The sequence below is a fragment of the Burkholderia sp. RS01 genome (assembly GCF_039748055.1).
Lineage (GTDB): Bacteria > Actinomycetota > Actinomycetes > Actinomycetales > Micrococcaceae > Arthrobacter.
On sequence record NZ_JBDLAK010000015.1, the window covers coordinates 55,898 to 78,683 of the forward strand.

A 22,786-nucleotide genomic window follows, 5' to 3' on the forward strand; every position below is an offset into this window, starting at 1 on the left:
GAAGGCAGGACGTCATGACACCGAAGTCAGTCCAACCAGGCCGGACACCGCTTCCGCGGGGCATCGCCTCGCCTGCGCGCCGGCTTCTCGCCCACTCCGGGGTGGAGACGCTTGAGCAGGTGGCGCAGCTCGGGCAGCGCCAGGTGGCGGCACTCCCGGGCATGTGCGCCAAGACCCTGGCGCAGCTTCAGGACGCCCTCGACGAGCACGGACTGGAATTCCAATCCGCCTGAGCTGCGCGGGCTGACGGGGCTGTGCGGGCGCCAGGGCGGCCGCAAGCTTACGCCGGCCAACGGGCGGCCGTCCGTGCCGTTATAGGGTGTTTCCATGACTGAATATCGCCGTCTTGGAAAATCCGGATTGACTGTCTCCGTGGTCGGGCTCGGCTGCAACAACCTGGGCCGGGCCAATACGGTGACGGAATCGCAGGAGGGGACAGACGCCGTCGTTCATGCCGCCCTTGACGCCGGCGTGACGCTGTTCGACGTCGCCGATACCTACGGCCGCGAGCCGGGACTCAGCGAGACCATGCTCGGCAAGGCGCTCGGCAGCAGGCGCGAGGAAGCCATCGTGGCCACCAAGTTCGGCATGGACATGCAGGGTGGCAACGGCAAGGACTTCGGGGCCCGCGGCTCGCGGCGCTACATCATCCGCGCCGCGGAGGCCTCCCTGCGCCGGCTCGGTACAGACTGGATCGACCTCTACCAGTTCCACACCCCGGACCCGCTGACCCCCATCGACGAGACCCTCGACGCCCTCGACGAGCTGGTGACGAGCGGCAAGGTGCGGTACATCGGCCACTCGAACCGGGCCGGCTGGCAGATCGCCGAGGCCGAATTCGTGGCCCGTGCCCGCGGCGGCTCGCGCTTCATCTCGTCACAGAACCACTACAACCTGCTGGACCGGCGTGCCGAACTGGAGGTCACCCCCGCGGCCGAGGCCTACGGGATCGGCCTCCTGCCGTACTTCCCGCTGGCCAATGGGCTCCTGACCGGAAAGTACGCGCCGGACCAGGCCCCCGCCGGCTCGCGGCTCAGCCACACCCGCACCAGCCTGGTACGGGATGCGGACTGGCAGCAGCTGGAGCAGTTCAGTGCGTTCGCGGCTGCCCGGGACCTCACCGAAGTGCAGGTGGCTTTCTCCTGGCTGGCCGCCCAGCCGTCCGTCGGCAGCGTCATAGCCGGCGCCACGCGGCCCGAGCAGGTCCGCCAGAATGCGGAGGCCGTGGCCTGGGTGCCGGACGCGGCCGAATTGGACGAACTGGATGCCATCTTCCCGCAGACACCCAAGGTGGCCCTGTTCTGATGCAGTCCGTCCTGATGGACGTCGACACCGGGATTGACGACGCCCTTGCACTGGTCTACTTGCTCTCCCGGCCCGAGATCGCCATCCGGGCCATCACGTGCACGGCCGGCAACGTGGGTGCCAGGCAGGTGGCCCTGAACAACCTGGCACTTCTGGAACTCTGCGGCCGCACCGGCGTGGAAGTGGCAGTCGGCGCCGAGGTGCCGCTGGAAATCCCCCTGGTGACCACCGAGGAGACCCACGGCCCGCAGGGGATCGGCTACGCGGAGCTGCCGAAGCCGGCACAGGAGATATCACCGCGGCACGCCGTGGACGTGTGGGTGGAGACGGTCCGGGAACACCCGGGAGAAATCACCGGGCTGATCACCGGCCCGCTGACCAACTTCGCGCTGGCCCTGCGCCGTGAGCCTGAGCTTCCCAGGCTGCTGAAGGGCCTGGTCATCATGGGCGGGTGCTTCAACTACCAGGGCAACACCACGCCCACGGCGGAATGGAACGTGTCCGTGGACCCGCATGCGGCGCAGGAGGTCTTCGCGGCCTACAGCGGCCTCCCGGAGGACAGCCTGCCGGTGGTGTGCGCCCTGGAAACCACCGAGCGGATCGAGATGCGCCCGGAGCACCTGCAGCGCCTGGCCGAGGCCGCAGGCGCGGACGAACCGGAACTCGTGCTGCCGGAGCAGCCCGAGGGGCAGCGCAGCGTGTCCGGGAATCCGCTCGTGGCCTGCCTGTCCGACGCCATCCGCTTCTACATGGAATTCCACCGGCTGTACGACCAGGGATTCGTTGCGCACATGCACGACGCCTTCGCTGCCGCCGTCGCAATCGGCCGCACGCCGTACGGGACGCGGCCCGCCACCGTCCACGTGGAAACCGGGTCGCCCCGGCTTATCGGCACCACGGTGGCCGACTTCCGCGGCATCTGGAAAGAACCGGCCAACGCGCGGATCGTCATCTCCAACGATCCCGGGCAGTGCTTCGATGAGCTGATCTCGTCCGTGGGCGCGCTGGCACGCACGCTGCCGGTCCGCAGCAGCCAGGATTCCCCGTAGCAGGCACCTCCGGCAGTCGGTAGGATGGTAGCCGCGCCAAGGTGACATAGGCGCCCCACTTTTGCGTACGCGGAGCATCCCGCCACGGGTGCGGACCCCGCCGTCATCAGCCTAAGGAACCACCATGTCACAGCCGTCCCTCACCCTCCCCACCCCCGGCCAGCAGGCGGGCCGGAACCGCCGGCTGTTGGAAATCCTTGGTGCCGCCGCGATCGCAGCCACGTTCATCTACCTGGTGCTCACTCAGCCGGCCGACATCGCCGGCGGGCTCGGCAGCGTCTCCGCCCTCGTCGCGCTCGGCGGGTTCCTGCTCGGCGCGGTCCTGCTGATCGTGGGCGTGCTTCCCACCCTCCCCACCTCCACGGTGGTGCTGATGCCCGTCGCGCTGGTCCTGAACATCGTGCTCGGGCAGCTCATGGGCAGCAGCGGCCTGCCCTTCTACCTGGATGCCATCGGCACCGTGCTGATCGCCGTCCTTGCGGGCCCCGCGGCGGGTGCCGCCACCGGCGCGCTGAGCAGCATCGTGTGGTCCTTCATCAACCCCACCGTCCTGCCCTTCGCGGCAGGCGCGGCGCTCATCGGCTTCCTCGCGGGCGCCGCCGCCCGCTACGGGCTGTTCCGGCGCTTCTACCTCGCCCCTGTTGCCGGATTCGTCACCGGGATTGTCGCCGGCGTCGTCTCGGCTCCCATCGCTGCCTTCGTGTTCGGTGGAACCTCCGGAGCCGGGACCGGCGCGATCGTCAGTGCGTTCCGGGCGATGGGTGACACGCTGCTGGCCGCCATCACCAAGCAGGCCCTGATCTCGGACCCCATGGACAAGGCCATCGTCTTCGCCATCGCGGCGTTGCTGGTCTACGCACTGCCTCGCCGCACCACGTTCCAGTTCCCGTTCGTCCGCCGCCACAACGTCCTCGCAGGCAAGGAGCCGGCCAAGCCGAACGCCTGACCGTGGCGTCCCGCCTCAACCCGCTCACCACCCTGACGGCGGCCGCGGCCGTCCTGGTGATCACGACGGCGGCGTCCAGCTGGGCGGTTTCCCTCACCGTCGCGGCAAGTGCGGTGCTGCTGGCCGCCGTCACCGGCACCGCGCGCCGCGTCCTCCTCGCCGCCGGGGTCATCCTGGCGCCGTTCTGGCTGTCGCTGCTGGTGATGCACGGACTGTTCTTCCCCGAGGGCCGCACCGTGCTCGCTAGTTGGGGACCTGCGCGGATCACCACGGAAGGACTGGGATTCGCTGTGGACATGGGGCTGCGCACCGCTGCATTCGTCGTGGTCCTGCTGCTGTTTTCGTTCAGTGTCCGGGTGCCGGAACTGGTCTCCTCCCTGGCCGCACTCCGCCTTCCGCCGCAGTTCGGCTACGTGCTGGCGTCCACGCTGATGCTCGCCCCCATCATTGCCGCGCGGCTCGAGAAGGTCCGCCAGGCGCAGGAATCGCGGGGCCTGGTGGTGGAGAAGGGCCTCGGAAGCCGCCTCGGGGCGGCGCGGCTGCAGATGGTTCCGCTGGTGCTGGGGCTCGTCCACGACGCCGGCATCCGGGCCCAGGCTCTCGATGCGCGGGGGTTTCGGCGCCCCGGCCCCCGGACCTCCTACACGCAGGTCCATGATTCGCCGGCCCAGCGGGGCTTCCGTATTCTCGCTGCCCTGCTGGCCGCGGCTGCAGTGGCAGTGCGCATTGCAGCATCCCTGTCTGGGGGCGGCCAGGCATGAACGGGCACGGACCAGCCGCGGTCACCCTCCGGGCGGTCATAGAATCCTTCACGTTCCACGGCGACTCCCGTCCCGCTCTGCAGGGAGTGGACATGGTGGCGGCCCCGGGCTCGCTGACGGCGGTGCTGGGCGGTTCCGGCAGCGGAAAATCCACCCTGGGGAGGCTGCTCGGGGGCTGGCTGGCCGGCGGCCGTGACGGGACGCTGAAGGGGCGGCTGCAGCTGGAACCCGGGGGAGATCAGGAGGCCTGGCGGCCGCTGGTCTTTTCCGGAGCGGACAGTGACCCGCAGCTCGATCCCGCCGCCTGGGCCGAGCATGTGGGATACGTGCCGCAGGACCCGGCCGCCATGCTGTCTGCGGTCCGGGCCACCGTGGAAGAGGAACTTGCCTTCGGACTGGAAAACCGCGGGACCGAGCGCGCCGAGATGGTCCGGATCGTCGCCAAGGCAACCCGCCGGACCGGCCTCGCCGGCCTCCTCAAGCGCGACCCCGCGACGCTGTCCGGGGGAGAACTGCGGCGCCTGGCCGTGGGCTGCGCCATTGTGGCTGACCCCGCCGTCCTGATCCTCGATGAGCCGCTGGCGTCCCTGGACGCGGACGGAACCCGGACCGTCACGGAGCTGGTGACCGCGGAACTGGCCCGGGGGACCGCTGTCGTGGTCCTGAGCCAGAGCGCGGACCCGCTGACGCGCTCGGCCGAACACTGGCTCGTGCTGGAGGACGGGATCGCGACGGCGGCCGGACCGCCGGACCGGCTCCTTGCCGGCGAGGAGCCGGCCAGATCCGGAGTAGTCGTTAGCGAGCGGTCAGGACAGTACCCGGATCAGGGGCCGGGCTTGGTTCAGGCGCAGCTGTCAGCCCTGTCCCGGCCCGGGACGCGCCCGGCACCCGCCGATGTGCCGGCGGTGGAACTGGACGGCGTATCGTTCGGGTTCGGCGCGAAAAACTCCGGCCGGCCGCTCCTCCTCGAGAACGTGGACCTGGCCGTGTGGCCCGGGGAAATCGTGGCCGTGACGGGGCCGAACGGTGCGGGGAAGTCGACGCTGCTGCGGATGCTCAACGGGCAGCTCAGGCCGCTCCAAGGGGAGGTCCGCATTGGCGGCGAGGGCATTGCCGGGGTCCCGACGGGCATCGTCGCCCAGCGGCTCGGGCTGCTGTTCCAGCACCCCCACGACCAGCTGTTCGAACGGACCGTCCTCCGCGAGGTGATGTTCGGCCTGGACCGCATGTTCGGTGACGAGGCCGCCGCCCGCGCCGGTGACGCGTTGGCGTCGGCGGGACTGGGCGCTGCCGGCAGCGCCCATCCGCACGAGCTATCCGGCTCGGGCCAGCGGATGCTGGCACTGGCCACCGTCCTGGCGCGCGAGCCTGACGTGCTGGCCCTGGACGAACCTACGGTCGCACTGGACGCCCACGGCCTGCGGCGACTGTCCGGCGCCATGGCAGCGGCGGCCGGCCGCGGCGCCGCCGTCGTCCTTGTGACGCATGACATCGCCTTCGCCCGGGCACACTCGCACCGGCTGGTGGAGCTGCGGAACGGTGTCCTCGCAGGCCCGTAGCTGCGCGTCCTCGTGTGCCGAGAAGCCTGCCAATGTTCACAGTGTCCCAAGGGGAATCGGACAGGGTGCTGTTGGCGTCCGGTCGGGTTATTCGTGAGGAGTACAAGCGCGCCGGCCGCGTTTCAGGCCCCGGTGGTTGCGCTCACGTCATGGTGTCCGTGTCCTGCGAGTTGCTGCAGTTCGCGGAGGATCTCCAGCTGTTGCCGGTTGACGTCCATCAGAAGTTCGATCTCTTCCTTGGATTTGAGGTTCGTGGCGTAGTCATGCTGGGCCATGACTCCGGCGATTGCGTCCTGGCGTTTGGCTGCGATGAGCAGAATTGCCCCCTGCAGACCTGCCAGCATGGACAGAAAGAGGTTGAGAAGGATGTAGGGGTATGGATCCCAGGCGCGGGATGCCAGTGCCCACGTGTTTACGGCCGCCCAGACCAGCATAAAGCCGATGAAGCCTCCCACGAACGGCCAGCTGCCCATCCCGTTGCGCATAAGGTCCGCCGCCCGCTGCCCGCGGGTGAGGGAAGCCTTGTGTCTTTCGTGCCAGGTGTTCGGTTCGTCGGTCATTCTCTACCTTAGCCGGATCGGACGGGGCGGCGCTGAGGTTCTGTTAGCCTGCACTATGAGCCCTGATTCGCCGGAAAAATCCGACCTTCCGGCACCTGCCCAGTCGGCCGTGACCCCGGAGGTGGTGAAAAGCTATAGGGATGAACTGGTCGAAGGCCTCGACGCCGTCGATCCTGCCACGTTTGCGGGCACGATCCCGCAGGACCGCGGCATAGCCCCACGGGTGCGGGTGGGGAAGAAATGGTTCAATCTGCTGTGGATGCTCCCGCTCGGCTTCGTGCTCCTGATTGCTGCCGTCGCGGTAGCGAAAGGGCTGCGTGAGCTGCCGGACGTCCAGTCGTTCATGCGCCAATTCCCGGGAATGTCAGATCTCCCTTCGGACGCGCCGTTGGGGCTTCCTGCGTGGCTGGGGTGGCAGCATTTTCTGAACCTGTTCTTCATGATGTTCATCATTCGTTCAGGGGCTCAGATTTTCACGGACCACCCCCGGCTGTACTGGACCCGTCACAGTACTCCGGGCAGGGACTGGTTTCGAGCCCAAAAGCCCGTTCCTGCTGACCCGTTGTGGACAGCGAAAAAAGACTCCATCAGTCTTCCCGGCCAGATCGGGATTCCTGGACTTCGACATTCGATCGGGCTCGCCCGGTGGTGGCATCTGGGAGTCGACACGCTTTGGCTAGCGAACGGCATTGTCTTCTACATACTCTTGTTCACAACAGGGCAATGGATGCGACTGGTGCCAGTGCATTGGGACGTGTTCCCCAATGCACTGTCGGTGGCCATCCAGTACCTGTCCATGGACTGGCCGGCCGAGAGCGGGTGGACCAACTACAACAGCCTGCAACTGCTTTCCTATTGCATAACCGTCTTCATCGCCGCACCCCTGGCCCTTATCACCGGGCTCGGCATGTCTCCGGCACTTTCGACCCGGTTCCGGCGGATCAGCACCGTGCTCAGCATCCAGGCCGCCCGGTCGGTCCACTTCCTGGTGCTGGTGTGGTTCCTGCTCTTCATCGTCATCCACGTTACCTTCGTCTTCACCACCGGAGCCCTGAACAATCTCAACCACATGTTTGCCGGCCGCGCCGACAACTCCTGGACAGGCTTTTGGATCTTCGTCCTGTCCATGGCGGTGGTTGTCACCGGTTGGGTTGCCGCGACGCCCCTTACCATCCGCCGTCCGCGTGTGATCCAACGTGTCGGGTATGCATTGACTGGACCGGCGCAGCGTTTGTTCGAACACGTTGACTCCAGGCCCGGGCAATACAGCGAGAAGGACATATCCCCCTACTTCTGGCACAACGGCCAGTACCCGGACTCCGACGAGTACAAGGCCCTCTTCGAGGGAAACTTCGCCGATTACCGACTGAAAATCGACGGCTTGGTGGCCAACCCCGTTGAGCTGGACCTGTTGCAGCTGCGCGCCATGCCCTACCGTGAGCAGATCACCCAACACTTCTGTATTCAGGGATGGTCGGGGATAGCCAAATGGGGTGGGGTCTCCATGCAAACCATTCTCGATCTCGTTCAGCCCAAACCCGAGGCGAAATGGGTGGTGTTCTACTCCCTCGGTGACGGGCCCGAGAAAGGCATCTACTACGACGCGCACCCGCTCGAACAGATGAGTTACGAACTGACCATGCTTGCCTACGATATGAACGGAAAGCCGCTTTCCTTTGGACACGGCGCCCCGCTGAGGCTCCGCAACGAAACCCAGCTGGGTTTCAAAATGGTCAAGTGGATCAAAGGAATTGAATTTGTGGAAAATTTCGAGCACCTCGGCGGCGGCTTTGGAGGGTACAACGAAGACCACGAATTCTTCGGCTACCGCCAATCGATATGACGGCCCTCCGCCTCGAGCGCTCGCGGTTCTCAAACTCTATTTCGGGTAGTGAAAATTGTTCCGTGTCCGCCAGCCTGGCAGATACCCGAAGATCGCCCCTCAAGAACGAGGCAATCGATTCCCGGCCAGCTGCGTCATAGGCCGCAGCCGCTGCGGGGGCTCTACTGGCCCGCGGCGGGCCCGGGAGGTGCCGTGGTCCTGCGGACCACCAGGTGCGGGGTTCGGACGACATGGGCGGGCGCTTGGGTTCCCTCTATCCGGTCAACGGCGCGGTCAACGGCTGCGGCAGCGAGCAACGGCGCGTCCTGGCTGACGGACGACAACTGCAGGTAGCTGAGCCGGGCGAACTGGCTGTCGTCGTAGCCCAGCACGGACACGTCGTCAGGCACTTTCAGCCCGTCCGCCCGGAGGCTTTCGATCACGCCCAGGGCGCACCTGTCATTGAAGGTGATGATGGCTGACGGGAGGTCCGCGCGCAGGGACCGGGCGGCCCTCAGCCCGTCTTCCTCGGTGGGTCCGCCGGCGAGGATCCTGGCCGCCAGCCCGTGACGGTCCATTTCGGCGCGGAACGCCGCCCTGCGCTGGTCGGCGGAAACCGCCGTGCCGCCGTCGACATGAACAATACTGTGGTGACCAAGGCCGGTCAGGTGGTCCACCGCCATGCGTATGCCGGCGTGGTCGTCGCTGCTGACGGAGTCCACGGTATCGCCGACGTCGTCGCGCAGGAGGCTGACGACGGGCACCTGGCCGGCATATCCTGCCAGCTCCTGGTGACTGAGGGTCGGCGAAATCATGATGAGCGCTGCGGAGCCGAAATCGAGCAGCGATTCGATGGCCCGGGTCTCCGGACGGCCGTTGGCCACCGCACTCAGGGCCAGTTCATACCCCCGCGACGTGGCGGCGGCGTAGGCGGCATCCACAATCTCGGCGTGAAAGGCGTGCGCGCTGAAGAAACTCAGGCCAAGGAGTTTGGTGCTGCTGCTGCGGAGCAGGCGGGCGCGGCTGTCTGGCCGGTAGCCGAGGTCCCGTGCCGCTTCGAGGACCTTCTGCCGGGTGGATTCCGCGGCGCCGGGCGCGCCGCGCATCACAATGGAAACCAGGGCCCGTGAGACGCCGGCCGCATGGGCCACGTCCATCAGGGTTGGGCGGCGCTGCTGTTCCGGCATGGTCCTCCTCGTCCGCTCCAGTCTATAGAACGATCTAGACATGCAGTGAATCCCATGCCAACATGGTGTCACTAGAACGATCTAGAAGCCCAAGCCCAGGAGTATTCATGAGTTACCTTCAGCATCCGGTCAGTGAAGACCGGCCTGTCCGCGTCGCCCTGATCGGCGCAGGCTGGATCGGAAGTTTCCACGCCGAGTCTGTTGCGCACCGCATACCCGGCGCCCGCCTCGACGCGATTGCGGATCCTTCCCTTCCCGCCGTCGAGGCACTGGCCGGCAGGCTCCGGGTCGGCAAGATCAGTGCCGACCCCGCCGATGTGATCAGCGATCCGGAGATCGACGCCGTCCTCATCGCAGCCCCGGCGCGGTTCCACTCCGGCCTGATCGCGGCCGCCGCACGGGCCGGGAAGGACGTGTTCTGCGAAAAGCCCGGCGGACGCACAATTGAGGAACTCGATGAAGCCCTGGAGGCAGCCGAATCCGCCGGGATCACCGTTCAGTTCGGGTTCAACCGCCGCTACGCGGCCGATTTCGCCGCGGCCCGCAAGCTCATCGACGGCGGCAGCGTGGGAGTCCCGCAGTTGCTCCGGTCCCTGACGCGGGATCCCGGCAGTGCGGCCGGAATCGCAAACCCGGACCGTACACCGCCGGGAACGATTTTCCTGGAAACCCTGATCCACGACTTTGACACCCTCAACTGGCTGAATCCCGGTGCCGTTCCGGTCCGCGTCCACGCGGTCGCTGACGCGCTCGTGGCCCCGGAAGCCAAGGACGGCGGCTTCCTGGACACGGCAGTTGTGACCGTGACCTACAGCAACGGCGCCATCGCGGTGGCGGAGGCGAACTTCAACGCCCTCTACGGCTACGACGTGCGCGGTGAAGTGTTCGGATCCGCCGGCATGGTGACCGCCGGCGGACCGCAGGCCACCAGTGCGACGAGCTACACCGCCGCCGGTATCGGTGCCGACACGGTGCGGCTGAATGTGGACCTATTCCATGACGCCTACACGGCGGAGCTGGCCCACTTCGTCGACGCCGTGAAAGCACGCCGCGACGGCGTGCAAGGCCCAGCCACACCGGGCCCGGGCGGAACCGATGCCCGCAATGCCCTGGCGGTTGCACTTGCGGCCCTGCGTTCTGCTGAAACCGGGCTGCCGGTCGATGTTGCCTCGGTCGCCGAACTGCGGGCCGCTGAGCCCGGACTCCATCCGGTGGGGGACGGCGCATGAGCTTCCGCCTGGCCGTCTGTGCCGAGATGGTCTACGGCGAGCTGCCCCTGATCGAACGCGTACGGCAAATTCACGGGCAGGGCTTCGAGGTGGAGCTCTGGGACACCCGGGGTCGGGACATCCCGGCCCTGGCCGGCACCGGAGCCCGGTTCTCTTCCATGAGTGGCTACTTCGGCGGCAGCCTCATTGACCCGGACGGCGCTCACGAAGTGCTCGCCTCGGCGGAGAAGCTCATTCCCGCGGCGCTGGAACTCGGCGTGGAGCGGATGGTGGTGCATCCGGCCGAACTCGGGGAAGGCGGCCTCGCGGTCCGGCCGATTCACCGGTCCACCGGCGAGATGTGGCTGACCGGCTTGCGCACCCTGGAACGGCTGGCCGTGCTGGGGGAGAAACACGGGCTGACGTTTGCCCTCGAAAACCTGAACACGATCCTCGACCATCCGGGTATACCGCTGGCCCGGGCCAAGGACACGATGGCTTTGGTGTCCGCCGTGGACCATCCGAACGTGAAGATGATGCTGGATCTCTACCACGCCCAGATAGGGGAGGGAAACCTGATCGAACTTGTCAGGTCCGCGCTGCCCTGGATCGGGGAGATCCAGGTCGCCGACGTCCCCGGGCGGTTCGAACCGGGCACCGGCGAGATCAACTACCGTGCCGTTGCAACGGCCCTCAGTGATGCCGGCTATTCCGGTGTCATCGGCCTGGAGGCCGGCGCTGCCGGGGGTCAAAGCCCGGCGGCGGGTGATGCGGCGCTCGCCGCCTTCCGGGCGGCTTTCGCGGACTGACGTCGGGTCGACGCCAGGTCCTGGACTCGCAGAAGCGCCGCCCCCGCGCCATTTCCTCATCGGCGCGCGGGCGGACCACTGGCTCGGCCGAGTGCGCCGGCCTTCTGTTGGGAAGGAACTGGCTCGGTCACAGCCTCCCGATTGCTCCCCCATCGGGATTCAGGGTTCAGGGTTCGGATTTGTAGTTCCGTGGCCGCCGTTTTTTGTCAGTGGTCGCTGGCAGACTTCAGGTATGGAAGGCATGGGGAACCGGGACAGGATCGAGAAGTGGCGGCGGGAGCCGGCACGAGTGTGCGGGACCTGATCGCGTCCCTGGCCGGCATCCGCCCCTGCAGTGACGGCGGTGCCGGGATGATTGATCAGATGCGGGATCTGGAGGATCTGAAGTCCGCCGCGGCCGCGCTGCAGGCCCGGATCGCGGTGGGGTTCGACGTCGGCCAGCGCCGCGCGCAGGCCGCGGCGGGGGTCCCGGCGGATGAACGCGGCAAGGGCGTGGGGGCGCAGATCGCGCTGGCCCGGCGTGAATCCCCGGCCCGCGGGTCCCGGCTGTTGGGCCTGGCCAGGGCCCTGGTGACGGAGATGCCCCGCACCCTGGCTGCGCTGAGCGCCGGGGAACTGAACGAATGGCGCGTTGCTCCCGGTCACCCGGCGTCGCCGTCCACGCCGCCCTTACCCGGCACGCGGACACCCTCGCCGGGACGGGAGACGGCCGCTCCCGCGGGCAGATCATGGCCGATGACCTCGTCGAACGGATCACCGGCACGCCGGGCGGGATCACCGGCATCGAGATCCAGCTCGTCATGACCGACCGCACCCTCCTCCAGGGCGACTCCGAACCCGCCCGCCTCCCCGGCTACAGCATCGTCCCCGCCGCCTGGGTCCGGGCTGCCGTCCGGGACGCCGCGGCAAGGGAGGGCCGGCCAGCCGCTGCGGAAGACGCACATATCGCGGAAGGCGCACTCAGCGCGGAAGCCGCCACGGGGAACGCCACTGTGGATGTCTGGCTGCGGCGGCTGTACACCGCCCCGGGCACCGGGGAACTCACGGCCATGGATTCCCGTGCCAGGCTCTTCCCGGCCGGGCTGCGCCGCGTCATCCGGGCCCGCGACCACACCTGCCGCACGCCCTACTGCGAGGCACCGATCCGTCACCACGACCACACACGGCTCACCGAAGCTGCGTTGGCTAGTGCTGCCCTGCAGGACACCGCACTGCCCACGAGCGGCCGGCGCAAACGCCAACTCCTGCATCACGCCAAATCGCTCAAACCCGCGCACCTCAAAGATGCGCGGGCAGCCTAAGCATTGTCACAGGCGGTGCCGATCCCAACACATGGGGGGTGCCGGGAGCGCCACCGCCAGGCAGTGCGGCGGCGGCAGAATCTATGCTCGGGATGCCACGCCCGGGTCGAGGAACCTCTTGCCCGTGACGCGCTCGGATGCTCCCGTCCGGTCCAGGTACGGGGTGATGCCGCCGAGGAACATCGGCCAGCCCGCCCCGAGAATCATGCAGAGGTCGATGTCCTCCGGCCCGGCCACCACGCCCTCGTCGAGCATCAGGGCGATCTCCTCGGCCAGGGCGTCCTGCGTCCGGCGCAGGACCTCGTCCGCAGTCGACGGCGACGTTCCGAACGACATCAGCGCCAGCGTCGATTCCGGAATTTCCTTGCCGCCGTCCGCGGCCGGCGACCACAGCGACCGCACGCCGTTGTCGATCAGTTTCTGCAGGTTCTGCGAAACCCTGAAGCGGTCGCCGAACGCGGCATGCAGCGATTCCTGGACGTGCTGGGCCACCGGCAGCCCCACCATCGCGCCCAGGTCGAACGGAGTCATCGGCAAACCCATGGGCCGCAGGGCGTTATCCGCGACGTCCGCCGGCGTGCCCTCGTCGAACGCTGCGGTGACCTCGCCCATCAGCCTCAGGAGGATCCGATTGACCACGAAGGCCGGGGCATCCCTGACCAGGACCGCGGTCTTCTTCAGCCCCCTCGCCAGCTCGAAAGCCGTGGCCACCACGGCATCGTCCGTCTTCGGCGCGCGCACGATTTCCAGCAGCGGCATGACGGCCACCGGATTGAAGAAATGGAAACCTACCAGCCGTTCCGGGTTCCTCAGGCCGTCGGCCATGGCGTTCACGGACAGCGAGGACGTGTTGGTCGCGAGGACGCAGTCGGGAGAGACGATGGCCTCGAGTTCCGCGAAAACCTGCTTCTTGACGTTGAGTTCCTCGAACACCGCTTCGATCACGAAGTCGGCATCCGCGAAAGGCTCCTTGGAGACCGATCCCGTCACGAGGGCCTTCGTCCGGTTCGCCGCATCCTGGCTGATGCGCCCCTTGCCGAGCAGCTTGTCCACCTCAGCATGGACGTAACCCACGCCCTTGTCCACGCGGGCCTGGTCAATGTCCGTCATGACCACCGGAACCTTGAGCTGCCGGGCGAACAGCAGGGACAGCTGGCTGGCCATCAGCCCTGCGCCCACCACGCCCACCTTGGTGACCGGCCGGGCGAGTCTGCGGTCCGGGGCACCGGCGGGGCGCTTTGACCTCTTCTGCACGAGGTCCAGGAACGCATAGACCGTGGAACGGAACTCGTCTGACTGCATGAGCCCGGCCAGGGTTTCGCATTCCAGCGCGGCGGACTCCGCCTGGCCCATGGTCCGGTTGGCCTCCATGATGTCCAGCACCTTGGCCGGTGCGGGGGAGGCGTTGGACGTCTTGGATTCCACGAACGCGCGGCCGGCCGCCACGGCCCTGGCCCAGCGGCCGGCCACTTCGGGGCTGGACGGGTCGACGGCGGACTGCCGTTCCGGCGTGATGATGCCGGCGATGACTCCCGCGGCCCAGGCAACCGACTGCTCCACGAAGTCTGCCGGTTCGAAGATCGCGTCCGCGATGCCGAGCTTGGCGGCCTCGGGCCCTGACAGGGTGCGGTTGTTGTTCAGCGGGTTCTCGATCATCACCCGGACGGCGTTTTCCGGACCGATGAGCCGGGGCAGGATATAGACGCCGCCCCAGCCCGGAACCAGGCCGAGGAAGGCCTCCGGAAGGGCCAGCGCCCCGGCGGCGGCCGACACGGTGCGGTATGTGGACTGCAGGGCGATCTCCAGCCCGCCGCCCAAGGCCACTCCGTTGATGAAGGCGAAGCTGGGAACGCCAAGGTTGGCCAGGGTCGCATAGACGTCGTGACCCAGCTGCGCCATCCACAGCCCGTGCTCCCGGCTGTTGAGTGACTTCACCGCGGACAGGTCCGCGCCGGCCACCAGGTAATGCGGCTTGCCCGTCACTCCGACGCCGACAATCTCGCCATTGGCGGCCCGCTCCCTGAGGCCCTCGAGCACGGTCCCGAGTTCCACCAGGGTGTTGGGTCCAAGCGTGGTGGGCTTGGTGTGGTCCAGCCCGTTGTCGAGCGTGATCAGGGCGAGGACGCCCGGACTGGTGTCGCCGCCCACGGCCGGCAGCTCGATATCCTGCACATAGGAATGGGTGACCGTCTCATCCGGGAAAAGGTCGGCAAGCTTGCGAAAATCTGCGGCGCTCATGCTGAGGCTCCTGCGGTTGAGGTGGAAGCGGAATCGGCGATGTCTGACCGGTCGGCGCCGCTGTAGTTTGCGTGATGCGGGTTTTCCCAGATGACCGTGGCACCCATGCCAAGGCCGACGCACATGGCCGTGATGCCGTAGCGCACTGAGTGATCCTCATGGAACTGGCGGGCCAACTGGTTCATGAGCCGGACGCCCGACGACGCGAGGGGATGGCCCACCGCGATGGCGCCGCCGTAGCGGTTGACCCGGGGGTCGTCGTCGGCGATCCCGAAGTGGTCCAGGAAGCTCAGGACCTGCACTGCAAATGCCTCGTTGATTTCGAACAGGCCGATGTCGCCGATGTCCAGGCCGGCGTTGGCCAGGGCTTTCTCGGTTGAGGGCACAGGCCCGATCCCCATGACCTCCGGTTCCACCCCGGCGTAGGCGTAGCTGACCAGCCGCATCCTGACGGGCAGGCCCAGTTCAGCGGCGGCGTCGGAGGACGCCAGCAGCGCGGCGGTGGCGCCGTCGTTAAGTCCTGCTGCGTTGCCGGCCGTCACCCGGCCGTGGGCCCGGAACGGCGTCCGCAGGGCCGCGAGGTCGTCAAGGGTGGTGCCCGGCCGCGGCGGCTCGTCCACGGTGTTGACGGTCCAGCCCTGGCCCGGCTTCATGGTGGCCACAGGGACAAGGTCCGGCTGGATCACCCCGTTGCTGTACGCGGCAGCCAGCTTGTTCTGGGACGCCACCGCGTATGCGTCGGTGCGGTCCTTGGTGATGCGCGGAAAACGGTCATGCAGGTTTTCGGCAGTGTTGCCCATGTTGAGCGCGGCGGGGTCCACGAGGCGTTCGGACACAAAGCGGGGGTTGGGGTCGGCGCCCGCGCCCATGGGATGGTTTCCCATGTGTTCCACGCCGCCGGCGATGACGACGTCATAGGCGCCGAAACCGATGCCGCTGGCGGTGGTGGTCACGGCCGTCATGGCGCCCGCGCACATGCGGTCGATGGCGAAGCCGGGCACCGTGCGCGGCAGGCCGGCCAGCAGGGCGGCGGTCCGGCCGATGGTGAGGCCCTGGTCCCCGGTCTGCGTGGTTGCGGCGACCGCCACTTCGTCGACGCGTTCGGCGGGAAGGGCGGGGTTGCGCCGCATTAGCTCGCGGATGCACTTGACCACGAGGTCATCAGCGCGCATTCCTGCGTAGATGCCCTTCTCGCCGGCGCGGCCGAAAGGCGTGCGCACGCCGTCCACGAAGACGACGTCGCGGACAGTGCGTTGATTTCCGCTGCTTCGGTGTTGGCTCACGTGCTGCTCCTCATTGAGACGTTGATGCCGGATCCTGACCGAGGTCAGCGCGGATCCGGGCGACAGTGAGCCCTATGTTACTCGCCAGTAACATTGGGTGCAAGGAGCCTGCGGCGCGGCGGACACGGCGAAAAGGAAGCCCGGCCGCAGGCGCGGCCGCCTAGGTCTTGGCTTCCTTCGGCGGCAGCGGCTGCGGGTGGAGGAATGCTTCGGTGATGAGGGGTGTGACCAGTTCGACCTGCCATGGCCGGGCGCCCAGACCCCGGAGGTCGGCGGCAACGGCAGCCTCGCTGATTTCGGCCGGAGGGCGCCAGGCGATGCGCCGCAGGAAGTCCGGGGTCAGCAGGTTCTCCAACGGAAGATTGAATTCCTCGGCCTTCTTCTGCAGCAGCGGCCGCGCAGTGGAGAGCCTCTCCGCGGCAGCAAGGTCGCGGTCGGCCCAGACACGCGGCGGCGGCGGGGCGTTGGTGGGAAGGTGCAGCGGGGGAAGGTCCTCCATTGACCGGGCAGTCGAGATACAGCGGAGCCAGCGCGGAGCCTCGCGCTGGGCGGCCCGGCCGTGGAAGCCCTTGGTGCCCAGGAGTTGCGGGACCGTTGCCGGCATGGCCTTGGCGGCGGCCACGAGGGACGAATCGGGGATCAGCCGGCCGGGAGCGACGTCCCGTTTCTGGGCCAGGGCGTCGCGTTCGAGCCACATTTCACGGACGGCGGCAAGCTGGCGCCGGTCCCTGATCTGGTGGAGGCCTGACGTTTTGCGCCAGGGATCGACGCGCGGCGGCGCGAGTCCCGCCGAAAGGATGGCGGCGAACTCCTGCTCGGCGAATTCAAGCTTCCCGTCTGCCTCAAGCAGTTCGATAAGTTCCTCGCGCAGTTCCGTCAGGACCTCGACGTCGAGGGCCGCGTACCTGAGCCAGGGCTCCGGCAGGGGGCGGGTGGACCAGTCGGCGGCGGAGTGTTCCTTGGCCAAGCCGAATCCGAGCAGCTGCTCGATGACCGCGGCGAGCCCCACGCGGGGCAGCCCCGCCAGCCGTGCCGCGAGTTCGGTGTCGAACAGTTTGTCCGGCCACATGCCAAGCTCCGAGAGGCAGGGGAGGTCCTGGCTGGCCGCGTGCAGGATCCATTCGACGCCCTTGAGGGCATCGTTGATGATCCGAAGGTCCTCGAATGGTTCGGGATCGATGAGCCAGGTACCGGATCCCTCTCGCCGGATCTGCACCAGGAAGGCCCGCTGGCCGTACCGGAAGCCGGACGCCCGCTCCGCATCGACACCCGCGGGGCCGGTGCCGGCTGCAATTGCGGCCGCGCAGCGCTCCAGTCCCGCCTGGGTTTCGATGACCAGCGGCACGCCGTCGCGGGGCGAATCCAGATCAATGACAACGGGAACGAGGCTGTCGAAGCCCTCCACCGTAATGTGGGGTGCGGTTTCAGCAGCCGGAGCGCCGGCTGTGGTGTTTTCCGGAATTTGAGGGGTCATGATGCCCCTAGTTTACCGGCAGCACGCCGGCGGACGGATTCGGCACAGGCGGCGCCCGCTAGTTCCGGCGCCTGCGGGGTAGTGCGGAGACGCCGTCGGGCAGCGGCGGGAGGCCGGCGAACGTGCACACCATATCGGACCAGGCCTCAAGATGGGCCTGGATGTCCGCACTCGCAGGGGTCCAGGAGGCGCGGAGTTCGATGTCGATCGAGCCCGGCCGCCCGGACAGCGTGCCGAAGCTTTCCGACAGCACGCGCGTGGCTGTTCCGCCGGCCGCGCGGTACGGTGCGTGGTGCGTTTCCAGGGCTTCCACGAGCCATGTCCAGGCCACGGAGCCGAGCATCTCGTCGTTGCCCATCTCGGCCTCGAGCTGGGCGCGGATGTACGTAACGATGCGGAACTCACCGTCCCAGACGGCCGAGCCGTCGGGGTCGTACAGCAGGATGAACCTGCCGGTGGCGAGTTCATCGCCGTCGGGGTCGTCGCCTGCTGCCGCGGAGCGGGCCAGCGCCATGGCCGCGGGGCCGTGCACGGCCGCGTAGTCGCCGGTGCCGCCGGTGGGAACAATCACCTCGGCGCCGAGGGCCACGGCAAACGGTGCCAGCCGCGAGGGTGCCGGAATCTCGTCCAGGCGCAACTCGCTGCGGCATCGTGCTTTCCGGAGCGTTCCCAAGGCGTGAAGGAAATCCGAGGGAACCTGGGCAAGTGCGTTCACATTCGCAGGGTACGCAATAGAATCCGCCGCCGGCGGCAGGCTCGCCGCCGGCTCATGCAATCACGTGCATGCTACTGCGCGCCCGCCGTCGACGCCGTACCGTGGCTGGCCAGTTCCCGCTTGATGGCCTTGACGAACGCATCGACGTCCTCCTCGCTCGTATCAAACGAGCACATCCAGCGGACCTCCCGGGCGGCCTCGTTCCAGTCGTAGAAGCGGAAGGATTCCCGCAGCCTGTCCGCGACGCCCTCGGGCAGGATGGCGAAGACGCCGTTGGACTCCGTCTTCTGCGTGGGTTCGACGCCGTCAATGGCGTCCACCGCTGATCGCAGCCTGGCGGCCATGGCGTTCGCGTGGGCGGCCGAGCGCAGCCATAGATCGCCCTCCAGCAGCGCGATGAACTGCGCGGACATGAAGCGCATCTTGGACGCCAGCTGCATGTTCATTTTCCGCAGGAAGAGCAGGCCGTGGGCGGCATCCGGATTCAGTGCCACCACCACCTCGCCGAACAGCAGGCCGTTCTTGGTGCCGCCGAAGGACAGGATGTCCACGCCGGCGTCGCGGGTGAAGGCCCGCAGCGGAACCTCCAGGTGCGCCGCCGCGTTCGCCAGCCGGGCGCCGTCCATGTGCAGCTTCATGCCCTTGGCGTGGACGTGCTCGGCGATCGCCCGCACTTCCTCCGGCGTGTAGCACGTGCCCAGCTCAGTGGTCTGGGTGATGGAGACGGCCAGCGGCTGGGCCCGGTGCTCGTCACCCCAGCCCCACGCCTCACGGTCAATGAGCTCCGGCGTCAGCTTGCCGTCCGGCGTGGGAACCTGCAACAGCTTGATGCCGCCGATGCGTTCCGGGGCGCCGTTCTCGTCCATGTTGATGTGGGCCGTCGACGCGCAGATCACGGCACCCCAGCGGGGGAGCAGGGACTGCAGCGAGAGCACGTTGGCCCCGGTGCCGTTGAAGACGGGGAAGCACTCGATGCCTTCGCCGAAGTGCTCCTCCATGAGTTCCTGGAGCCGCGCCGTGTAGTCGTCTTCGCCGTAGGACACCTGGTGCCCCTCATTGGCGGCCGCCAGGGCAGCAAGCACTTCCGGGTGGACGCCGGAGTAGTTGTCGGAGGCGAATCCCCGCACGGTGGCGTCGTGCAGCCGGGACATGGTGCCGTTGCCGGCCGTTTCAACTGTGGTTGTCATCGCTTTGGTCACGCTTTCAGTCTAGGTAGTTCCGGCGAATGGTGCCGGGTCAGGGGTCAATGGCAGCCGCTTCCCGTTCAGTTCCGCGGCGGACTGGCCAAAAAGCCCGACGACGGCGGACGCCAGGTCCTCGACGTCGGTGTAGCCCGGGAACTTGCGTTCCGGCTGCCGGCTTCGCATGCCGGCGTCCACCAGGGCCTTCACCACGAACACGACGGCGGCGCTGTTCAGTTTGGGGGTGCCGTTCAGTTTGGGGCTGCCGGGGACGTCCGGGTCTCCGGCCTGGTCGCTGCGGAACCCGTCCGCCACTGCCATGGTCCAGGCTTCGGCAGCCGCCTTGGCTGCCACATAGTTTGCGACGCCCGCGGCGGGCTGGCCGACCGCCGTCGACGACACCATGGCGAAGCGCCCGCTGTCCGAGGCCGCGAGGTCCCCGTAGAAGACGCGGGTGACGTTCCTGAGCGTGGTTACGGCGCTGCGCTCGAGGAAGTCCCAGTCCTCGTCGCTTTGGTCGGTGATGCCCTGGGCCCCGCGCCAGCCGCCGACGAGGTGGATGACGCCGTCGATCCTCCCCGCGGTCCGGGCGAGGGTCCGGTGAAGTTCGCGGACCGCAGGGAGGCTGGCGAGATCGCAGGTAAACGGGACGACGCCGGCACCGGCCTGGGCCGCGGCGGCCTCAATCCTCGCCTGGTCCGAACCGACGGTGAAGACGGTGAAACCCGCCCGCCGCAGTGCCCCTGCCACAGCTATTCCCGACGGGCCGCTGCCGCCGGTGACCAGGACGACGAGGCCGTTGCCGGCGGTCATCCGGCGGTCATCGGCGTCGCCACAGGACCCGTGCTTGAGCCAGCCGGGTCCGACGTTCCGGTGATGCCGGCGGTTGACTCGATCACGGGCCGCATCTTCTTTTCGAGTGCCTCGTAGAACATGGACAGTGGGAACTCGTCGTCCAGCACCCGGTCAGTGAGCCCGCGGGGCGGTCCGTCGAGGGGGAGGGCCCCGGGGCCCTTGGCCCAAACGGAGGCCGGATTGGGCGTGACGGTGCCAGAGATGAGTTCATACGCGGCCAGCCAGTGGGCCGTCTTGGGCCGGTCGATGGAACGCCAGTACAGCTCGTCGATCCGAGCGCCGAGTTCGACGACGACCGCGGCAACTTCCTCCCAGTCGATGCTGAGGCGGCTGTCGGTCCAGTGGAGCACCCGGTGCTGGTGCAGCCAGGCGAACAGCAGCTGGCCGCCGAGTCCGTCGTAGTTGCGCACCCGGCTGCCCGTGATCGCGAAGCGGAAAATGCGGTCGAAGATGACGGCGTACTGGACCAGTTTCGCGTGCCGGCGGGCTTCTGGATCCGCCTCTTCGTCTTTCTCGATTTTCACGGATTCCCGGAAGGCGGTCAGGTCGCAGCGCAGCTCCTCCAGCGAATACAGGAAGAACGGCATGCGCTGCTTGATCATGAACGGATCGAAGGGCAGGTCGCCGCGCATGTGGGTGCGGTCGTGGATCAGGTCCCACATCACGAACGTTTCCTGGGTGAGCCCCTGGTCCCCGAGGAGCTCGGCGGCGTCGGCCGGCAGTTCAAGGCCCGTGATGTCCGCGGCGGCACGAAGGACGCGGCGGAAGCGGGCGGCCTCGCGGTCTGCGAAGATTGCGCCCCACGTGAACTTGGGGGTCTCACGGACGGCCACGGTCTCAGGAAAGAGCACCGCCGAGTTGGTGTCATACCCCGGCGTGAAGTCCAGGAAACGGATGGGGACGAAGAGCTTGTTCGAGTAGTCGCCCTGTTCCAGGCCGGCGATGAATTCGGGCCAGACAACCTCGATCAGCACAGCTTCCACCAGCCGGCTGCTGCTGCCGTTCTGGGTGTACATGGGGAAGACCACAAGGTGCTGGAGCCCGTTTTCGCGGTGCACCTGCGGCTGGAACGCGAGCAGGGAGTCCAGGAAGTCGGGAACGCCGAAGCCGGCTTCCGCCCAGCGGCCGAAGTCGCGGACCAGCAGTTCAAGGTAGCCGGCATCGTGTGGGAAGGCCGGGGCAAGGGTTTGAACGGCATCGACGATGGCAGCGACATGGCTGGCCGCGGCCGCGTGGTCGGCCTTTTCCGGAACGGAACCGTCCTGCACCTGGAGCGCCCGGAGCGCCGTGGCGGAAGCCTTCAGCCGCTTCCACTCGGGGTGGTCAGCGGTGATCGTGGCGGGTGCGGTGGTTGCGGTGATTGTCATCTTCGGCGTCGCCTTTCTGGTTGCCTGAGCGTCTACGCCGAGCGTAGCAAGCAGCCAGAGTTCCTAATTCATTATCGGCATTAGCATAAGAAACTGTAAGGCTAAGGGTCCGATTACGCCGCGTCAGGTGCAGCCGGCGCATATCCTCAGGAGTCGCCTGCGGTGCCGTCGGCAGGGACCAGTTTCAGCGAAATCGAGTTGATGCAGTAGCGCTGGTCCGTAGGCGTGCCGTAGCCCTCGCCCTCAAAGACGTGCCCCAGGTGGGAATCGCAGTTTGAGCACCGCACTTCGATGCGTTCCATGCCGAGGGTGCGGTCGTGGATGTACCGTACGCGTTCCTCAGCCAGCGGCGCCCAGAAGGACGGCCAGCCGCAGTGCGAATCGAATTTCTCGTTGCTGGTGAAAAGCTCAGCCCCGCAGGCGCGGCAATGATAGACGCCTGCCGTGTGCGTGTCACAGTACTCGCCTGTGTACGGGCGTTCCGTGCCGGCCTGGCGCAGCACGCGGTACTCCTCGGGAGTCAGTTCCCTGCGCCAGTCCTCGTCGTCCCGGGCGACGGTCGGATTTCCGGCGTCCGTGGTGTTGGTGCTGTCAGCTTGGTCTGGAGTGTTCATAGCTTTGTCAACGTTCAGGAGTCGCCGATAAATCCCGAACCGGCATACAGGTGCAGCACCGGCAGCCCGAGCCGGTCCTGGGCTTTATTGGCCCAGTCGGTGTGGAAGGTGTCCGCCACTGCGTGCGGCCGGGTGATGACCACAGCCTGCGCGGCTCCAAGTTCCTTGACCTTGGTCACGAGGCCGTTGACCGCTTCGCCATCCACTACCTCACCTGAAACTCCGCCGCCCACGCCCTCGAGTGCACTGAGCGATGTGGCCAGGGTTTCCGTCGCAGCCGCCCGCTGCTTGTCCGGGTCCGGGGCGTGCGCCGTTAGCTCGCGGAAGGCTTTCGCGATGTCCAGCATTGAGAGGTTCTCGAGGAAGTCCACCAGCAGGTGCCGTTCCGTATTGGCAGGCACCAGCACTACCAGGCGCGCATCACCTCCGTCCACCAGGCGTTCGATGTTGACGCGGTCGTCCGCACCCAGCGGCTCTTCTGTGAGAATGACGATTGGATCGCTCATGCCATCAGCCTAGTCCCGAGGAACCGCCCCCGCATGCATTTGCCAC

General features: G+C 67.5%; 22 protein-coding genes. 11 read left to right on the forward strand and 11 right to left on the reverse strand.

Translation table 11 applies throughout. The features are described from left to right. Positions 1-14 precede the first annotated feature (14 nt). From ABFP37_RS14615 to ABFP37_RS14640, 6 genes are all read left to right on the forward strand, one after another. Positions 15-233 carry a hypothetical protein gene (locus tag ABFP37_RS14615; RefSeq protein ID WP_078026813.1) on the forward strand — a complete coding sequence of 73 codons (219 nt, stop codon included), beginning with the start codon at positions 15-17 and terminating at the stop codon, positions 231-233. A 94-nt stretch (positions 234-327) separates the two neighbouring features. Beyond that, positions 328-1,305 carry an aldo/keto reductase gene (locus ABFP37_RS14620; RefSeq protein ID WP_078026812.1) on the forward strand — a complete coding sequence of 326 codons (978 nt, stop codon included), beginning with the start codon at positions 328-330 and terminating at the stop codon, positions 1,303-1,305. After that, positions 1,305-2,354: a nucleoside hydrolase gene (locus ABFP37_RS14625; protein WP_347033999.1), complete on the forward strand. Its 1,050-nt coding sequence runs from the start codon at positions 1,305-1,307 to the stop codon at positions 2,352-2,354. The genes ABFP37_RS14620 and ABFP37_RS14625 overlap by 1 nt, the downstream gene beginning before the upstream one ends. Before the next feature lie 124 nt (positions 2,355-2,478). After that, entirely contained in the window at positions 2,479-3,300 is an 822-nt protein-coding gene (locus ABFP37_RS14630; RefSeq protein WP_347034000.1) for a hypothetical protein, read from the forward strand. 2 nt (positions 3,301-3,302) lie between these two features. After that, a complete protein-coding gene (locus tag ABFP37_RS14635) occupies positions 3,303-4,061 on the forward strand; it encodes an energy-coupling factor transporter transmembrane component T (RefSeq protein WP_347034001.1) in 759 nt (252 codons plus the stop codon). After that, complete coding sequence (locus ABFP37_RS14640) at positions 4,058-5,620, forward strand: ABC transporter ATP-binding protein (protein WP_347034002.1); 1,563 nt, start codon at positions 4,058-4,060, stop codon at positions 5,618-5,620. The genes ABFP37_RS14635 and ABFP37_RS14640 overlap by 4 nt, the downstream gene beginning before the upstream one ends. 122 nt (positions 5,621-5,742) lie before the next feature. Here ABFP37_RS14640 and ABFP37_RS14645 read toward each other — a convergent pair whose 3' ends face one another. Beyond that, complete coding sequence (locus ABFP37_RS14645; protein ID WP_347034003.1) at positions 5,743-6,180, reverse strand: DUF1003 domain-containing protein; 438 nt, start codon at positions 6,178-6,180, stop codon at positions 5,743-5,745. A 55-nt stretch (positions 6,181-6,235) separates the two neighbouring features. Here ABFP37_RS14645 and ABFP37_RS14650 point away from each other — a divergent pair, with 55 nt between their 5' ends. Further along, the gene (locus tag ABFP37_RS14650; RefSeq protein WP_347034004.1) at positions 6,236-8,023 is read left to right on the forward strand and encodes a molybdopterin-dependent oxidoreductase; all 1,788 of its coding nucleotides are present in this window, start codon (positions 6,236-6,238) and stop codon (positions 8,021-8,023) included. 161 nt (positions 8,024-8,184) lie between these two features. Here the strand turns inward: ABFP37_RS14650 and ABFP37_RS14655 are convergent, their stop codons facing one another. Continuing rightward, the gene (locus tag ABFP37_RS14655; RefSeq protein WP_078026805.1) at positions 8,185-9,189 is read right to left on the reverse strand and encodes a LacI family DNA-binding transcriptional regulator; all 1,005 of its coding nucleotides are present in this window, start codon (positions 9,187-9,189) and stop codon (positions 8,185-8,187) included. Positions 9,190-9,296: 107 nt separating this feature from the next. On the opposite strand from ABFP37_RS14655, the gene ABFP37_RS14660 reads away from it, so the two are divergent. From ABFP37_RS14660 to ABFP37_RS14675, 4 genes are all read left to right on the forward strand, one after another. After that, complete coding sequence (locus tag ABFP37_RS14660) at positions 9,297-10,418, forward strand: Gfo/Idh/MocA family oxidoreductase (RefSeq protein WP_347034005.1); 1,122 nt, start codon at positions 9,297-9,299, stop codon at positions 10,416-10,418. Continuing rightward, positions 10,415-11,206 carry a TIM barrel protein gene (locus ABFP37_RS14665; protein ID WP_078026803.1) on the forward strand — a complete coding sequence of 264 codons (792 nt, stop codon included), beginning with the start codon at positions 10,415-10,417 and terminating at the stop codon, positions 11,204-11,206. Before ABFP37_RS14660 ends, ABFP37_RS14665 begins: the two co-directional genes overlap by 4 nt. A 267-nt stretch (positions 11,207-11,473) precedes the next feature. Continuing rightward, positions 11,474-12,010 (forward strand): hypothetical protein, encoded by a 537-nt coding sequence (locus ABFP37_RS14670; RefSeq protein ID WP_347034006.1) that lies wholly within the window; start codon positions 11,474-11,476, stop codon positions 12,008-12,010. Further along, the gene (locus ABFP37_RS14675) at positions 11,935-12,507 is read left to right on the forward strand and encodes a hypothetical protein (RefSeq protein WP_347034007.1); all 573 of its coding nucleotides are present in this window, start codon (positions 11,935-11,937) and stop codon (positions 12,505-12,507) included. Before ABFP37_RS14670 ends, ABFP37_RS14675 begins: the two co-directional genes overlap by 76 nt. A gap of 81 nt (positions 12,508-12,588) precedes the next feature. On the opposite strand, the gene ABFP37_RS14680 is transcribed toward ABFP37_RS14675, so the two are convergent. The 9 genes from ABFP37_RS14680 to ABFP37_RS14720 form a co-directional block, all read right to left on the reverse strand. Then, on the reverse strand, positions 12,589-14,745 hold the full coding sequence (locus tag ABFP37_RS14680) for a 3-hydroxyacyl-CoA dehydrogenase NAD-binding domain-containing protein (RefSeq protein WP_347034008.1): 2,157 nt from the start codon (positions 14,743-14,745) through the stop codon (positions 12,589-12,591). After that, entirely contained in the window at positions 14,742-16,028 is a 1,287-nt protein-coding gene (locus ABFP37_RS14685) for an acetyl-CoA C-acyltransferase (protein WP_078029709.1), read from the reverse strand. Before ABFP37_RS14685 ends, ABFP37_RS14680 begins: the two co-directional genes overlap by 4 nt. Before the next feature lie 160 nt (positions 16,029-16,188). Continuing rightward, positions 16,189-17,502 (reverse strand): HRDC domain-containing protein, encoded by a 1,314-nt coding sequence (locus tag ABFP37_RS14690; protein WP_078029710.1) that lies wholly within the window; start codon positions 17,500-17,502, stop codon positions 16,189-16,191. Positions 17,503-17,560: 58 nt separating this feature from the next. Continuing rightward, a complete protein-coding gene (locus tag ABFP37_RS14695) occupies positions 17,561-18,217 on the reverse strand; it encodes a DUF3000 domain-containing protein (protein WP_078029711.1) in 657 nt (218 codons plus the stop codon). A gap of 71 nt (positions 18,218-18,288) precedes the next feature. Continuing rightward, a complete protein-coding gene (locus ABFP37_RS14700) occupies positions 18,289-19,416 on the reverse strand; it encodes a low specificity L-threonine aldolase (RefSeq protein ID WP_347034009.1) in 1,128 nt (375 codons plus the stop codon). A 9-nt stretch (positions 19,417-19,425) separates the two neighbouring features. Next, entirely contained in the window at positions 19,426-20,211 is a 786-nt protein-coding gene (locus tag ABFP37_RS14705) for an SDR family oxidoreductase (RefSeq protein ID WP_347034010.1), read from the reverse strand. Next, complete coding sequence (locus tag ABFP37_RS14710) at positions 20,208-21,620, reverse strand: DUF6421 family protein (RefSeq protein ID WP_078029714.1); 1,413 nt, start codon at positions 21,618-21,620, stop codon at positions 20,208-20,210. Before ABFP37_RS14710 ends, ABFP37_RS14705 begins: the two co-directional genes overlap by 4 nt. Before the next feature lie 146 nt (positions 21,621-21,766). Further along, entirely contained in the window at positions 21,767-22,234 is a 468-nt protein-coding gene (gene msrB, locus ABFP37_RS14715) for a peptide-methionine (R)-S-oxide reductase MsrB (RefSeq protein WP_347034011.1), read from the reverse strand. A gap of 14 nt (positions 22,235-22,248) precedes the next feature. Continuing rightward, a complete protein-coding gene (locus ABFP37_RS14720; protein WP_078029716.1) occupies positions 22,249-22,740 on the reverse strand; it encodes a hypothetical protein in 492 nt (163 codons plus the stop codon). Between the last annotated feature and the right edge of the window lie 46 nt (positions 22,741-22,786).